11 protein-coding genes are annotated in these 14,358 nt (G+C 60.2%); 5 read left to right on the plus strand and 6 right to left on the minus strand.

What is annotated here, in order from left to right; all coding sequences use genetic code 11:
• Nucleotides 1–28 precede the first annotated feature (28 nt).
• Nucleotides 29–1,570, minus strand: coding sequence for an NCS1 family nucleobase:cation symporter-1 (locus PSH64_RS08955; protein WP_105339629.1), 1,542 nt, complete (start codon nucleotides 1,568–1,570; stop codon nucleotides 29–31).
• Nucleotides 1,571–2,146: 576 nt separating this feature from the next.
• Nucleotides 2,147–2,887, minus strand: a complete 741-nt coding sequence (locus tag PSH64_RS08960; protein ID WP_007942164.1) for a phosphoadenylyl-sulfate reductase — start codon at nucleotides 2,885–2,887, stop codon at nucleotides 2,147–2,149.
• 171 nt (nucleotides 2,888–3,058) lie between these two features.
• Here PSH64_RS08960 and thrH point away from each other — a divergent pair, with 171 nt between their 5' ends.
• Nucleotides 3,059–3,676, plus strand: a complete 618-nt coding sequence (gene thrH, locus PSH64_RS08965) for a bifunctional phosphoserine phosphatase/homoserine phosphotransferase ThrH (RefSeq protein WP_105339628.1) — start codon at nucleotides 3,059–3,061, stop codon at nucleotides 3,674–3,676.
• A gap of 95 nt (nucleotides 3,677–3,771) precedes the next feature.
• Here thrH and pabB read toward each other — a convergent pair whose 3' ends face one another.
• The 4 genes from pabB to PSH64_RS08985 all read right to left on the minus strand — a co-directional run bounded on the left by pabB (nucleotide 3,772) and on the right by PSH64_RS08985 (nucleotide 8,391).
• Entirely contained in the window at nucleotides 3,772–5,115 is a 1,344-nt protein-coding gene (gene pabB / locus PSH64_RS08970) for an aminodeoxychorismate synthase component I (RefSeq protein ID WP_305480478.1), read from the minus strand.
• A 212-nt stretch (nucleotides 5,116–5,327) separates the two neighbouring features.
• Nucleotides 5,328–6,314 (minus strand): alpha-L-glutamate ligase-like protein, encoded by a 987-nt coding sequence (locus PSH64_RS08975; RefSeq protein WP_305480479.1) that lies wholly within the window; start codon nucleotides 6,312–6,314, stop codon nucleotides 5,328–5,330.
• On the minus strand, nucleotides 6,314–7,849 hold the full coding sequence (locus tag PSH64_RS08980) for an inactive transglutaminase family protein (RefSeq protein ID WP_105339625.1): 1,536 nt from the start codon (nucleotides 7,847–7,849) through the stop codon (nucleotides 6,314–6,316). Before PSH64_RS08980 ends, PSH64_RS08975 begins: the two co-directional genes overlap by 1 nt.
• Before the next feature lie 5 nt (nucleotides 7,850–7,854).
• The gene (locus PSH64_RS08985; protein ID WP_105339624.1) at nucleotides 7,855–8,391 is read right to left on the minus strand and encodes an ATP-dependent zinc protease; all 537 of its coding nucleotides are present in this window, start codon (nucleotides 8,389–8,391) and stop codon (nucleotides 7,855–7,857) included.
• A 297-nt stretch (nucleotides 8,392–8,688) separates the two neighbouring features.
• Here PSH64_RS08985 and PSH64_RS08990 point away from each other — a divergent pair, with 297 nt between their 5' ends.
• The 4 genes from PSH64_RS08990 to acnD all read left to right on the plus strand — a co-directional run bounded on the left by PSH64_RS08990 (nucleotide 8,689) and on the right by acnD (nucleotide 14,352).
• Nucleotides 8,689–9,411: a GntR family transcriptional regulator gene (locus PSH64_RS08990; RefSeq protein ID WP_007902102.1), complete on the plus strand. Its 723-nt coding sequence runs from the start codon at nucleotides 8,689–8,691 to the stop codon at nucleotides 9,409–9,411.
• A complete protein-coding gene (gene prpB, locus PSH64_RS08995) occupies nucleotides 9,408–10,298 on the plus strand; it encodes a methylisocitrate lyase (protein WP_018925250.1) in 891 nt (296 codons plus the stop codon). The genes PSH64_RS08990 and prpB overlap by 4 nt, the downstream gene beginning before the upstream one ends.
• A 218-nt stretch (nucleotides 10,299–10,516) precedes the next feature.
• Nucleotides 10,517–11,644 (plus strand): 2-methylcitrate synthase, encoded by a 1,128-nt coding sequence (gene prpC, locus PSH64_RS09000; protein ID WP_105339623.1) that lies wholly within the window; start codon nucleotides 10,517–10,519, stop codon nucleotides 11,642–11,644.
• 116 nt (nucleotides 11,645–11,760) lie between these two features.
• A complete protein-coding gene (gene acnD, locus PSH64_RS09005; protein WP_305480480.1) occupies nucleotides 11,761–14,352 on the plus strand; it encodes a Fe/S-dependent 2-methylisocitrate dehydratase AcnD in 2,592 nt (863 codons plus the stop codon).
• Nucleotides 14,353–14,358 lie beyond the last annotated feature (6 nt).

Raw genomic sequence — 14,358 nt, forward strand, 5'->3', positions numbered from 1 at the left:
GGCCCGGCGTTGCCGGGCCGCCAGGGGATTAATGGCTGACATTATCGACCGCGATGGCTTCGCCGCTGACATCGGCGTAGTAAGGCTGACGTTTGGCGATGATCAGGTAGAGCATCCCTGCAATCCCGGCGCCAATCAGCCAGGAGAATGGCGAGACACTGTCGAAACCTGGCACCAGGGCCAGGACAATGGCGATCAAGGCTGCCGGAATGAACGCCGCCACGGCGCGCAAATTGACTCCGTGGCTGTAGTAATAATCGCCATCGGGATCTTCGCTGTACAACTGCGGTACGTTGATCCGACCTTTCCGTACCTGCCAGTAGTCGACCATGATCACCCCGTACAACGGGCCGAGCAGGGCGCCGAGGCCGGACAGGAAATACACGATCACCAGCGGGCTGTTGTAGAGGTTCCACGGCAGGATCAGCACCGCGATGGTCGCGCTGATCAGCCCGGCGCGGCGGAAGGTCAGGTATTTGGGCGCCAGGTTGCTCAGGACAAAGGCCGGGGCGACGAAGTTGGCCATGATGTTCACCGCCACGGTGACAATCAGGAACGCCAGGCAACCGAGCACCAGAAAGAAGGTGTTGGGAATCGACGCGATGATCTCGGTCGGGCTTTCGATGATCCGGCCATTGATCTGAAATTGCGCGCCGCACAGCAGGACCGTGATTGCGGCAAATACCAGAATGTTGACGGGCAGGCCCCAGAAATTTCCGACCCGGATGGTCTTGCGGCAGGGGGAGGAGCGGGCGAAGTCGCAGAAATTGAGGATCAGCGTGCCGTAGATCGACAGCCACAAGGCGCCGCCGGCAAAGATATTGCGCCACATCTCACCGCCACTCAGCGGTTCGCGAATCGACCAGGCGATGGTGGCGTTGGCCTGGAAGTACATCCACCCGGCAAGGGTGGCGACGGTCAGCAAAATCACCGGGCCGGCAAACGCCTCGTAGCGCCGCACCATTTCCATGCCATAGGCCAGGATCGCCAACTGCACGAACCAGATCGCCACGAAACACACCCAACCCAGGCTCGATAGCCCGAGGATTGAGTTGTGGTCGTAATCGGCGAATCCGGGATGCACCGCCGTCAGCAATACGCGAAAGACCACTGACGCCAGGTACGTCTGAATCCCGAACCAGGCAATGGCGATAACGGCGCGAATCAATGCGGGAATCTGCGCCCCGTGGATGCCGAAACTGATGCGGCTGATCACCGGAAACGGCACACCGGTTTTCTGGCCCATGTAACCGGAAAGGTTCATGAAGCAATACACCATCGCTGCACCGATCCCCAGGGACAACAGAATCTGCCAGCCGCCCAGGCCCAACGCGTACAAGCCAATGGCGAAAGAGTAGTTGGCAATGTTGTGCACATCGTTTGTCCACAGGGCAAAGATGCTGTAACGACCCCAGCGCCGACCTTCGGCCTTGGTCGGCGCAAGATCCTTATTGTGCAAGCGGGGGCTGAGCACCACGGGTGGTTGAAACGTTTGATCGTGAATCACAGAGGTGGAAAGGGAGGAGGGCAGATCCAGCACAATATTGTTATTGGGGAGGCTAGTACGCATTCCGGCAGGCTCCTGAAGCTCATTGCCGCGATGACTGTGCATGAGCGTGGGCTCGACAAATCTTCGTCGCGGGCGGGAGAGCATCATTGGTTACGGGGCATCTGCAGCCTGTACGGGATAGGGCGCTTCAGGCTTGCGGATCTAAAGTGTGTGTATGTTTTTGTATTTATTGTATACAAAACATGTGTTCACTTAAGCCAGATGTGTGCCAGTCGGTGATCTATAAAATTTAGCGCTAATTTCGTTTTGTTATTGATTGAAGATAACTAGTTGAAAAAAAGACAATATAAATTGACCGATTGAACAGGTATTTATTTTGGGTGGGGTTTTGTGCGAGTGATCGACTGAGAAAATCAGGGCCGGGGAATGTAACTTTTTGGGGCGCTAAAACTAAAAGTGCACACAGATATGGCACTTATGGTGACATTTCTGTGTACACATTTATTCGAGCTGACTCACGTCAGCGTGGGAGCGGGCTTGCTCGCGAAGAGGCCGTCACATTCAATGCTGATATTGACTGACAGTCCGCTTTCGCGAGCAAGCCCGTTCCCGCGAGGGCTTGCATCGGGCGTGAGATTACGCCTTGGATTTGCTGATGATATTGCCCGCATGCAACCCACATTCTTTCTGCGTGGCTTCTTCCCACCACCAACGACCTTCGCGCTCATGCTGGTTCGGCAGCACCGGCCGGGTGCAAGGTTCGCAACCAATGCTGATGAACCCGCGCTCATGCAGGCTGTTGTATGGAAGCTCCAGCATGCGGATGTAACCCCAGATCTCTTCGCTGGTCATCTGCGCCAGCGGGTTGAATTTGTACAGGGTACGTTCCGGGGTGGAGAACGCGGTGTCGATTTCCAGCACCGCGACCGCGCTGCGAGTGCCCGGGCTCTGGTCCCGACGCTGGCCGGTGGCCCAGGCGGTCACGCCAGACAGCTTGCGACGCAGCGGCTCGATCTTGCGAATGCCGCAGCACTCGCCATGGCCGTCCTTGTAGAAGCTGAACAGGCCTTTTTCCTTCACGAAAGGTTCGAGTTTGCTGTAGTCCGGCGATACCACTTCGATATCGATCTTGTAGTGCTCGCGCACCTGCTCGATGAAGCGGTAGGTCTCGGGATGCAAGCGGCCGGTGTCGAGGCTGAACACTTTGACGTTCTTGTTCAGCTTCCAGGCCATGTCCACCAGCACCACATCTTCGGCGCCGCTGAAAGATATCCACAGGTCGTCGCCGAACTCGGCGAACGCGAGTTTCAGGATGTCCTGGGCGGATTTGTTGGCATAGGTCGTGGCGAGTTCCACGACATCGAACGATGGGCTCATCAGGGCGGCTTCCTACAGGTCGGTGGCGCTGGGCGCTCTATATGCGTCGATGGTAACAAAATCCTGCGGCGGCTGGCGCGTCCTCTGCGTTGCACAGAGGGGGGCGAGTCGCTAGAGTTCGGCAGTGCTTTTGCTCGCTAGACTCATAAACAATACCAATGGGAGTGTCTTGTGGAAATTGCCTGTCTGGATCTTGAAGGTGTGCTGGTCCCGGAAATCTGGATCGCCTTTGCCGAAAAAACCGGGATCGAGTCCCTCAGGGCCACCACTCGGGACATTCCCGACTACGACGTGTTGATGAAACAGCGCCTGCGAATTCTCGACGAGCATGGCCTGAAGCTCTCCGATATCCAGGAAGTGATCGCCACGCTCAAGCCTCTGGAAGGCGCCAGCGAATTTGTCGACTGGCTGCGGGAGCGCTTTCAGGTGGTGATTCTGTCGGACACCTTTTACGAATTTTCCCAGCCGCTGATGCGTCAACTGGGCTTCCCGACGTTACTTTGCCATCGTCTGATTACTGACGATGCCGGTCGAGTGACGGGTTATCAGTTGCGTCAGAAAGATCCCAAGCGTCAGTCGGTATTGGCGCTCAAGAGCCTTTACTACCGGGTGATCGCCGCGGGCGATTCCTACAACGACACCACGATGCTGGGCGAGGCGGATGCCGGGATCCTGTTCCATGCGCCGGACAATGTGATTCGTGAGTTCCCGCAGTTCCCGGCGGTGCACAGCTTTGCCGAGTTGAAACAGGAGTTCATCAAGGCTTCGAATCGGGCGTTGAGTTTGTAGTCGTCCGGGATGGCCCCATCGCGGGCAAGCCCGCTCCCACAGGATTTGTGTGGTTCGACACATGACCTGTGGGGGCGGGCTTGCCCGCGAAGCTTTTAAAGGCCCTGCAACGTATCGAGCAACACCTTCACCTTGGTGATCGATTCCTGATATTCCGCCTGCCAATCCGAATCCGCGACGATTCCGCCACCCCCCCAGCAGCACACCTGCCCGTCCTTGACCAGCAAGCTGCGAATGGCGATGGAACTGTCCATCTCCCCGCGTACGTCCAGATACAGCAATGAACCGCAATACAACCCGCGACGGGTCGGCTCCAGTTCGTCGATGATCTGCATCGCGCGAATCTTTGGCGCGCCGGTAATCGAGCCGCCGGGGAAGCTGCCGGCGATCAGATCCAGCGCATCCTTGTCATCCGCCAGTTCGCCGGTAACGCTGCTCACCAGGTGATGCACGTTCGGATAGCTTTCCAGGCTGAACAACTCCGGCACACGTACCGAACCAATGCGGCAGGTACGACCCAGATCGTTGCGCAGCAAGTCGACGATCATCAGGTTTTCCGCGCGATCCTTGGGACTGGCCAGCAGTTCGGCGGCGTTCGCCGCATCTTCGACGGCAGTCAGGCCGCGGGGGCGGGTGCCTTTGATCGGGCGGGTTTCGACGTGGCGTTCGCTGACTTTGACGAAGCGCTCCGGCGACAGACTAAGCACGGCGCCGCCGTCGGGCAGGTTCTGGAAGCCGGAAAACGGTGTCGGGCACGCCGCCCGCAGCGCGCAATAGGCCGCCCACGGATCGCCCTGGCATTGGGCGCGAAAGCGCTGGGCGAAGTTGACCTGATAGCAGTCGCCAGCCTGGATGTATTGCTGAATGCGCTCGAAGGCTTGCCGATAGTCGTCGGCGCTCAGGTCGGCGTTCATCGGGCCGTCCAGTTTGAAAGGCTCGATCTGCTGAGGGACGGGTTGCGTGAACAGTTCGATCAGCCGCTGTCGTTCGCTGTCGATCAACGCCGGGTGGAACACCAGTTGGCTGGTGGCCTGGTGGTGATCGCTGATCAGTGCCCAGTCGTAGAGCCCGAAACGTGCGTCGGGCAATTGCAGGTCGTCCTGCGCCTGGCTCGGCAGGTTTTCCAGATGCCGGCCGAAGTCATAGCTCAGGTAGCCGATCAGGCCGCCAGCGAAGGGCAGGTCGCAGGACGCAGGCAGGGCTGCGTTACCGAGACGTGTCAGATGGTCGCGAAGGCGTTGCAGGAAATGGCTGCCGCTTTCATCCGGCAACACCGCCAATTGCTCCAGCGGCCAGGCGCTGAGCAGGTCAAAACGCCCACGCTCGGCGCTCGGCCGGCCGCTGTCGAGCAGCACGGCACCGGGGGCATGACGAATCGCCGCGAAGTACTCGGCGGGGTTGGCGCGATAGGGCAGCGGGTGTACGGAACAGGTCAACATGGGCGGGGTAGATCAGCCATCGAGGCGGGGGAGCGATTGTAGTCCTCTGCAGGATTTGCTCCTAGAGGCATGTCGGGGATTGGCAGATTGGCGGCAAGGTTGAGAGGTGTGGTGATTTGGTGTCAGCCTTCGCGGGCAAGCCCGTTCCCACAAGGACTGCGCGAATCCTGTGGGAGCGGGCTTGCCCGCGAATGGGTCGCCGCAGTCCTGGATCAGCCCTCGACCGCTGGAATATGCCCGAATAATTCCTGAACGAACTCCACACGCTCCTGCGCCGTTTCAGTGATCCCGCGGGCCTTCAACTCTTCGAGTCGCGCCTCGACCGCGTGGGTACGGGACGTCAGCCCGCAATCGTTGGCGATCTGAATGTTCAACCCAGGCCGGGCGTTGAGCTCGAGAATCAGCGGTCCTTTTTCCTGGTCGAGCACCATGTCGACGCCGATGTAACCCAGCCCGCACAGCTCATAACAGCCGGCGGCCAGTTTCATGAAGCCGTCCCAGTAGGGCAGTTGCACACCGTCTACCGCGTTGGTGGTGTCCGGGTGTTTGTTGATGATGTTGTTCAGCCAGGTGCCGCGCAATGTCAGGCCGGTGGCCAGGTCGACACCGACGCCAATGGCGCCCTGGTGCAGGTTGGCCTTGCCGCCGGACTGGCGCGTCGGCAGGCGCAACATGGCCATCACCGGATAGCCCATCAGCACGATGATGCGGATGTCCGGCACGCCTTCGTAGCTGATGCTTTTGAATATCTGGTCCGGGGTCACGCGGTATTCGATCAGCGCACGGTCGCGGTGACCGCCCAGGGAATACAGGCCGGTGAGGATGCTCGAAATATGGTGCTCGAGTTCCTCATGGTCGATGATCTTGCCGGACACTGTGCGATAGCGCCCCTCGAACCGGTCGGCAACCACAATGATGCCGTCGCCGCCGGCACCCTGGGCCGGTTTGATCACGAAGTCGGTGCGCCCGCCGATGATCTCCTTGAGGTTATCGATTTCCTTCTCGGTGGAGATCACGCCGTACAGTTCCGGCACGTGGATGCCGGCGGCGATGGCGCGTTCCTTGGTGATGATCTTGTCATCGACGATCGGGTACAGGCTGCGCTTGTTGTACTTGAGCACGTAGTCGGCGTTACGCCGATTGATCCCCATGATGCCCCGGGCCTCCAGGGCTTTCCAGGTCTTCCAGAGGCCGAACATCAGGCGTCAGCCTCCTTCAGGAAAGCCTTGAAACGCACCAGTTCGGTCAGGCGGTAGCCGCGATAGCGACCCATGGCCAGCATGAACCCCACCAGGATCAGCAGGACCGCCGGGAAGGTGAACACGAAGTACACCAGCTCCGGCACGCTCATGATCAGGTGCGCCAGGGAGGCGGCGAACAGCGTGCCGATCGCCACTTTCATGGCATGGCCGCCACCGCGCTCTTCCCAGGTGATCGACAGGCGTTCGATGGTCATGGTCAGAATCACCATCGGGAACAGTGCTACCGACAATCCGCGTTCCAGGCCGAGTTTGTGGCTGAACAGGCTGATCGCGGCGATCAGCACCACCACGAAGGTCAGCACCACCGATAGCCTCGGCAGCATTTGCAGTTTCAAGTGCTCGAGGTAGGAACGCAGCGACAGCCCCAGCGCCGTGATGATGGTAAACAGCACGATGCCGAAGCCGAGCTGGGTTTCCCGGAAGGCGAGGGCGATCAGCACCGGGGTAAAGGTGCCGAGTGTCTGGATGCCGATCAGGTTGCGCAGGATCAGGATCACCAGCACGCCGATCGGGATCATCACCATGATCATGAAGGTCTGCTGGGTTTGCAGCGGCAGGCCGTACAGCGAGTAATCGAGGAAGTTGGCGTCGGAGTTTTCGTCGGTGAGCTTGGCCAGGCGAATGGCGTTCATTTCGCTGTTGTTCAGGCTGAAAGTGACGTTGGCTTTCTTGCCGCCATCGACGGTGATCAGGTTTTCATCGCCGGTCCACCACAGCAAGCGGTCGGTGGGCAGGCCCTGTTCGCCGGTTTCCGGGTTGAAGTACAGCCAGTCGGTACCGTTGAAGCTGCGCAGCCAGAGTTCAGGCATTTGCGGCTGATCGGCCACCAGGCGGATGGTGTGGACCTTTTCCACCGGGACGTGGGCGATGGACAGTACCAGTTCGACGATTTTGGCTTTGTTCGCGGTGGACGGGTCGCCGGCCAGCAGCAGTTTCACGTTGTCGTCGTTGAGATTGTTGACACGCTTGATGGCTTCGCCGATGAAGGTTTCGACGTCGGCCGAATGCTGGCGGATCGGCGCGAGCAGGGCTTCGGCGGCGATTTTTTCCGGCCCTTCGACGGCGATGCTGTCGCGGAAGGTCGCCCCTTTGACCTTGGATTTTTCGCCGCTGTAGCGCTTGGTCAGCACCAGGCGGTAATAAAGGGTCTGGTTGCCCTTGGCCCGACGCGCCGACCAGGTGACCTTGCGGTTGCCATCGACACGGTTCACCGCCACGCCATAGTTATTGGAAATGAAACTCTCGTTGAGGCTCACATAGTCGCGGCTCAGAGGCGGCACGAACATCTGGATCTTGATCGGGTCTTTGGCGTTGGCGACGAACTCGACCTTGGCGTCGATGTTCCACAAGTCGTCGGTGGCGTCTTCAGTCACCGGAATGCCGAGCACGAAAATCTGATAGGCCGTAACTGAAATGCCCAGCACCACCAGGATGGCGATGAGCAATTTCAGATGGAGGGTAAGAGAGCGCATTGGAATTACTCTGCGGTATGTGCGTCGGTGGCGCAGGCAGGTTTGCCAGCAGCGTATTTAAGACTTGGATCGACCAGCGCATCGAAACGCTTGAGCGCCTCGGAGCCGATCAGGAGCGGGTATTGGAAGGCACTGCGGTCGGTCAAGTTCACTTCGATACTGCGTAAGGCCGAACCCATGCAGATATCCAGCTCGATGACCGGACGGGCGGTGTACTTCTTGCCTTCTTCCGGGTCGTAGTCACCGGCCCGGCGCTTGATCTTGCTGACACGGGCCAGCGGTCGTTCGATCGGGTGCGAATGCGCGGCGTCGATGGCCAGATAGAAACGCACCCAGGATTCGCCATTGCGTTTGAAACGTTTGATGTCGCGGGCGCTCAGCGAGGCGGTTTTCGCCCCGGTGTCGAGTTTGGCGGCGACTTGCAGATTGATGCCGTCCAGCGAAGCGTACTCATTGAGGCCGTATACAGTCTTTTCCCCTGCCCCGGCGAAACCTGACAAGCCAAGAAGACAAAGGAGTGTGGTGAAGAGCTTGAGTCTCATAAATCCTGATGCGCAGCGGTCCGTTCTTCAATTCAAGGCCCTGGCATTGCTGCACAAGCTCCCTCGTATGCCTATCCTTTTTTCATGACAGGCAATGCAGATGACAAGCAAATGCGGGCGGCATTCTAGCACGGTGGGTTTATGGCGCCAGCGTTCACGGACGGCTGTAACTGGAGGCGCTGCTTCGTTATGGTGCAAGCGGTTATTAGACGATTGTCGACAATGTCTATTTATCCTTTGACGTAACTGGCCTTATTCGCTAGTTTTTGCGGCATTGCTTTTAAAGGTGTCGACAATATGCTGGATCAACTCGATCCCCCGGTCACGGTTCAGGACGACTCGGAAACACTTTCCGAAAATGTCTTCCGACGCATTCAGGCGGCTATCGTCAAGGGCGAGATCGCCCCGGGCAGCAAGATCTCCGAGCCGGAGCTGGCGCGCACCTACGGTATCAGCCGCGGGCCGTTGCGCGAGGCGATCCACCGCCTGGAAGGCCAGCGCCTGCTGGTTCGCGTGCCGCACGTCGGGGCGCGGGTGGTGTCGCTGAGCCACGCCGAATTGCTGGAACTCTACGAAATCCGCGAATCCCTGGAAGGCATGGCCTGCCGTCTGGCGGCCGAGCGCATGACCGTCGAAGAAATCGACGAGCTGCGCCGGGTGCTGGAAACCCACGAGCGCGATGCAGCGTTTCAGGCGGGTGTCGGCTACTACCAGCAGGAAGGCGATTTCGACTTTCATTACCGGATCATTCAGGGCAGCGGCAACCGCACCCTGACCCAGATGCTCTGCGGCGAGCTGTACCAACTGGTGCGCATGTACCGCATCCAGTTTTCCACCACGCCCAATCGGCCCCGCCAGGCGTTTGCCGAGCACCACCGAATTCTCGATGCCATCGCCGACCGTGACGGTGAGTTGGCCGAGTTGTTGATGCGCCGTCACATAGGCGCCTCCAAACGCAACATCGCCCGTCACTACCAGGACGGCGCTAACCCGACAGCCACTGAACGAGGTGAGTCATGAGTTCCAACAAGAGCACTCCAGGCCAGCGTTTCCGCGATGCGGTCGCCAGCGAGCATCCGCTGCAAGTGGTCGGCACGATCAATGCCAACCATGCACTGCTGGCCAAGCGCGCCGGTTTCAAGGCTATTTACCTGTCGGGGGGCGGGGTGGCTGCCGGCTCCCTCGGCGTGCCGGACCTGGGCATTACCGGCCTGGATGACGTGCTGACCGATGTGCGCCGCATCACCGACGTCTGCGACCTGCCGCTGCTGGTGGACGTGGACACCGGTTTCGGTTCCTCGGCGTTCAACGTCGCCCGTACCGTCAAGTCGATGATCAAGTTCGGCGCGGCGGCGATTCACATCGAAGACCAGGTCGGCGCCAAGCGCTGCGGTCACCGCCCTAATAAAGAGATCGTCTCGCAGCAGGAAATGGTCGACCGCATCAAGGCGGCCGTCGATGCCCGCACCGACGACAGCTTCGTGATCATGGCCCGCACCGATGCCCTGGCGGTGGAAGGTCTGGAGTCTGCACTGGATCGCGCCGCCGCGTGCATCGAGGCCGGTGCCGACATGATCTTTCCGGAGGCCATCACTGAGCTTGAGATGTACAAACTGTTCGCCAGCCGCGTGAAAGCGCCGATTCTGGCCAACATCACCGAATTCGGCGCGACGCCGCTGTACACCACCGAGCAGCTCGCCGGCGCCGACGTGTCGTTGGTGTTGTACCCGCTGTCGGCGTTCCGCGCGATGAACAAGGCTGCGGAAAACGTCTACACCGCGATCCGCCGCGACGGCACGCAACAGAACGTCATCGACACCATGCAGACACGCATGGAGCTTTACGATCGAATCGATTACCACACCTTCGAGCAGAAGCTCGATGCGTTGTTCGCGGCGAAGAAGTAATGAAAGCCCTGTAGCAGCTGCCGAGCCTGCGAGGCAGCGTTCGAGACCGAAGGGCTCGCCAAGCCAGGCAATTCGGTCTTTCAGATACATCGCGTATGCAGGGTTTACGACTGCTGCGCAGCCGAACGCAGCCTCGCAGGCTCGGCAGCTGCTACGAAAATAAGATAACCGTATAGAAGTTGCAGATTCCCTAACAAATTCAAAAACTGGAGACAGCAATGGCCGAAGCAAAAGTACTCAGTGGCGCCGGGCTCCGTGGCCAGGTGGCCGGGCAAACCGCACTGTCCACCGTGGGCCAGTCGGGTGCCGGCCTGACCTATCGCGGCTACGACGTGCGCGAACTGGCGGCTGACGCACAGTTCGAAGAAGTGGCTTACCTGCTGCTGTACGGCGAACTGCCGACCAAGGCACAGCTCGCGGCCTACACCCAGAAGCTGAGCAAGTTGCGCGACCTGCCGCAGACGTTGAAGGAAGTGCTGGAGCGCATCCCCGCCGACGCCCATCCGATGGACGTGATGCGCACCGGTTGCTCGTTTTTGGGCAACATCGAGCCGGAGAAAGATTTCTCCGAGCAGCACGACAAAACCGACCGCCTGCTGGCCGCGTTCCCGGCGATCATGTGCTACTGGTATCGCTTCAGCCACGACGGCAAACGCATCAATTGCGTGACCGACGAAGCCTGCATCGGCGGCCATTTCCTGCACCTGTTGCACGACAAGAAGCCGAGCGAATTGCACGTCAAGGTGATGAACGTTTCGCTGATCCTCTACGCGGAGCACGAATTCAACGCCTCGACCTTCACCGCCCGGGTGTGTGCCTCGACGCTGTCGGATTTGTATTCCTGCATCACGGCTGCCATCGGTTCCCTGCGCGGCCCGCTGCACGGCGGGGCCAACGAAGCGGCGATGGAAATGATCGAGCGCTTCAGCTCGCCGGAAGAGGCGGTCGAGGGCACCCTCGGCATGCTGGCACGCAAGGAGAAGATCATGGGCTTCGGCCACGCGATCTATAAGGACAACGATCCGCGCAATGAGGTGATCAAGGGCTGGTCGAAAAAACTCGCCGACGAAGTGGGCGACACGGTGTTGTTCCCGGTTTCAGAAGCCATCGACGCAACCATGTGGGAACAGAAGAAACTGTTCCCGAACGCTGACTTCTACCACGCCTCGACGTACCACTTCATGGGCATCCCGACCAAGTTGTTCACACCGATCTTCGTCTGCTCGCGCCTGACCGGCTGGGCGGCCCACGTGTTCGAGCAACGTGCCAACAACCGCATCATCCGCCCGAGCGCCGAGTACGTCGGCGTCGAACAGCGCAAGTTCGTGCCAATCGAACAACGCTGAATGGTGAAGCTGCTGCACGGATAACTGGTTAAACCGGGAGCCAATGTGGGAGCGAGTCCACTTCAGTGCCGGTGCAGTGCTCACCTCTTGAAATCACCGTGACCCGAGTCCTGACGATGAACACTGAATTCCGCAAAAAACTGCCCGGCAGCTCTCTGGATTTTTTCGACGTCCGCGCGGCGGTCGAGGCGATCCAGCCCGGCAGCTACGACACCCTGCCGTACACCTCCCGCGTGCTGGCGGAGAACCTCGTGCGTCGCTGCGACCCGGCCACGCTCACCGACTCTCTGAAGCAACTGATCGAGCGCAAACGCGACCTCGACTTCCCCTGGTTCCCGGCCCGCGTGGTGTGTCATGACATTCTCGGCCAGACCGCCCTGGTGGACCTCGCCGGCCTGCGCGATGCCATCGCCCTGCAGGGCGGCGACCCGGCGCAAGTGAACCCGGTGGTGCCGACGCAACTGATCGTCGACCACTCCCTGGCCGTCGAGCGTGGCGGTTTCGATCCCGAGGCGTTCGAGAAGAACCGCGCCATTGAAGATCGTCGCAACGAAGACCGTTTTCACTTCATCAACTGGACCAAAAAGGCGTTCAAGAACGTTGATGTGATCCCGCCGGGCAACGGGATCATGCACCAGATCAACCTGGAGAAAATGTCGCCGGTGATCCAGGTGCGCGACGGCGTGGCTTTCCCCGATACCTGCGTCGGCACCGACAGTCATACCCCGCACGTTGATGCGCTGGGCGTGATCGCCATTGGCGTTGGTGGTCTGGAAGCGGAAAGCGTGATGCTCGGGCGCGCCTCGTGGATGCGTCTGCCGGAAAGCGTTGGCGTCGAACTCACCGGCAAGCTGCAACCGGGCATCACCGCCACCGACATGGTGCTGGCGCTGACCGAATACCTGCGCAAACAGAAAGTCGTCGGCGCGTGGCTGGAGTTCTTCGGCGAAGGCGCATCAAACCTGACCCTCGGCGACCGCGCGACCATTTCCAACATGGCCCCGGAATACGGCGCCACGGCGGCGATGTTCTACATCGACCAGCAAACTATCGACTACCTGAAACTCACCGGCCGTGAAGACGAGCAAGTGCAGTTGGTCGAGAACTACGCCAAACAGACCGGCCTGTGGGCCGACAGCCTCAAAGACGCGCAATACGAGCGCGGGCTGAGCTTCGACCTGTCCTCGGTGGTGCGCAACATGGCCGGCCCGAGCAATCCGCATGCGCGTGTCGCGACCTCGGATCTGGCCGCCAAAGGCATCTCCGGCCAATGGGATGATGTACCGGGGCAAATGCCCGATGGCGCGGTGATCATCGCCGCCATCACCAGCTGCACCAACACCAGCAACCCGCGTAACGTCATCGCCGCCGGCCTGCTGGCGCGTAACGCCAACAAACTCGGGCTGACCCGCAAGCCATGGGTCAAGTCGTCCTTGGCGCCGGGTTCGAAAACCGTGGCGCTGTATCTGGATGAAGCCGGCCTGACCAAAGAGCTGGAGCAACTCGGCTTTGGCGTCGTGGCCTTCGCCTGCACCACCTGCAATGGCATGTCCGGCGCGCTGGACCCGGTGATCCAGCAAGAGATCATCGACCGCGACCTGTATGCCACCGCTGTACTCTCTGGCAACCGTAACTTCGACGGGCGGATTCACCCGTATGCCAAGCAGGCGTTCCTCGCCTCGCCGCCGCTGGTGGTCGCCTATGCCATCGCCGGCACCATCCGTTTCGACATCGAGAAAGATGTGCTTGGCGTGGTCGACGGCAAGGAAGTCCGCCTGAAAGACATCTGGCCGAGCGACGAAGAGATCGACGCGGTGGTCAAGGCCTCGGTCAAACCGGAGCAGTTCCGCCAGGTGTACATCCCGATGTTCGCCATCCACGAAGACACCGGCCCGAAAGTCACGCCGTTGTACGACTGGCGCGAGATGAGCACCTACATCCGCCGTCCGCCGTACTGGGAAGGCGCGCTGGCCGGGGCGCGTCCGCTCAAGGGCATGCGCCCGCTGGCGGTGCTGCCGGACAACATCACCACCGATCACCTGTCGCCTTCCAACGCCATCATGCTCGACAGCGCAGCGGGTGAGTACCTGGCGAAAATGGGCCTGCCGGAAGAGGACTTCAACTCCTACGCCACGCACCGCGGTGACCATTTGACCGCGCAGCGCGCAACCTTTGCCAACCCGAAACTGTTCAATGAAATGGTCCAGGAAAACGGCAAGGTCAAGCAGGGTTCGCTGGCGCGGGTCGAGCCGGAAGGCAAAGTGATGCGCATGTGGGAAGCCATCGAAACCTACATGGAGCGCAAGCAACCGCTGATCATCATCGCAGGCGCCGACTACGGCCAGGGTTCGTCCCGGGACTGGGCGGCCAAAGGCGTGCGTCTGGCGGGAGTGGAAGCGATTGCCGCCGAAGGTTTCGAGCGCATTCACCGCACCAACCTGGTGGGCATGGGCGTGTTGCCGCTGGAATTCCAGCCGGGCACTGATCGCCACACTCTGGCCATCGACGGCAGCGAAACCTACGACGTGATTGGCGACCGCACCCCCCGTGCGACGCTGACGCTGGTGATCAACCGCAAGAACGGCGAACGCGTCGAAGTGCCGGTGACCTGCCGCCTCGACACCGCCGAAGAAGTGTCGATCTACGAGGCTGGCGGCGTGTTGCAGCGTTTCGCTCAGGACTTCCTCGAATCGGCGGTTGCCGTTTAACACGAT

Origin of the sequence: Pseudomonas sp. FP1742, from assembly GCF_030687145.1 — a bacterium.
GTDB classification, from domain to species: Bacteria; Pseudomonadota; Gammaproteobacteria; order Pseudomonadales; family Pseudomonadaceae; genus Aquipseudomonas; species Aquipseudomonas frederiksbergensis_D.

What these genes read in the sequence shown, in the direction of transcription:
- PSH64_RS08985 (WP_105339624.1), bottom strand. Translation starts at nt 8,391, where the DNA reads ATGAGACTCAAGCTCTTCACCACACTCCTTTGTCTTCTTGGCTTGTCA.
- PSH64_RS08955 (WP_105339629.1), bottom strand. Translation starts at nt 1,570, where the DNA reads ATGCGTACTAGCCTCCCCAATAACAATATTGTGCTGGATCTGCCCTCC.
- prpC (WP_105339623.1), top strand. Translation starts at nt 10,517, where the DNA reads ATGGCCGAAGCAAAAGTACTCAGTGGCGCCGGGCTCCGTGGCCAGGTG.
- PSH64_RS08975 (WP_305480479.1), bottom strand. Translation starts at nt 6,314, where the DNA reads ATGTTCGGCCTCTGGAAGACCTGGAAAGCCCTGGAGGCCCGGGGCATC.
- PSH64_RS08960 (WP_007942164.1), bottom strand. Translation starts at nt 2,887, where the DNA reads ATGAGCCCATCGTTCGATGTCGTGGAACTCGCCACGACCTATGCCAAC.
- PSH64_RS08980 (WP_105339625.1), bottom strand. Translation starts at nt 7,849, where the DNA reads ATGCGCTCTCTTACCCTCCATCTGAAATTGCTCATCGCCATCCTGGTG.
- pabB (WP_305480478.1), bottom strand. Translation starts at nt 5,115, where the DNA reads ATGTTGACCTGTTCCGTACACCCGCTGCCCTATCGCGCCAACCCCGCC.
- acnD (WP_305480480.1), top strand. Translation starts at nt 11,761, where the DNA reads ATGAACACTGAATTCCGCAAAAAACTGCCCGGCAGCTCTCTGGATTTT.
- prpB (WP_018925250.1), top strand. Translation starts at nt 9,408, where the DNA reads ATGAGTTCCAACAAGAGCACTCCAGGCCAGCGTTTCCGCGATGCGGTC.
- PSH64_RS08990 (WP_007902102.1), top strand. Translation starts at nt 8,689, where the DNA reads ATGCTGGATCAACTCGATCCCCCGGTCACGGTTCAGGACGACTCGGAA.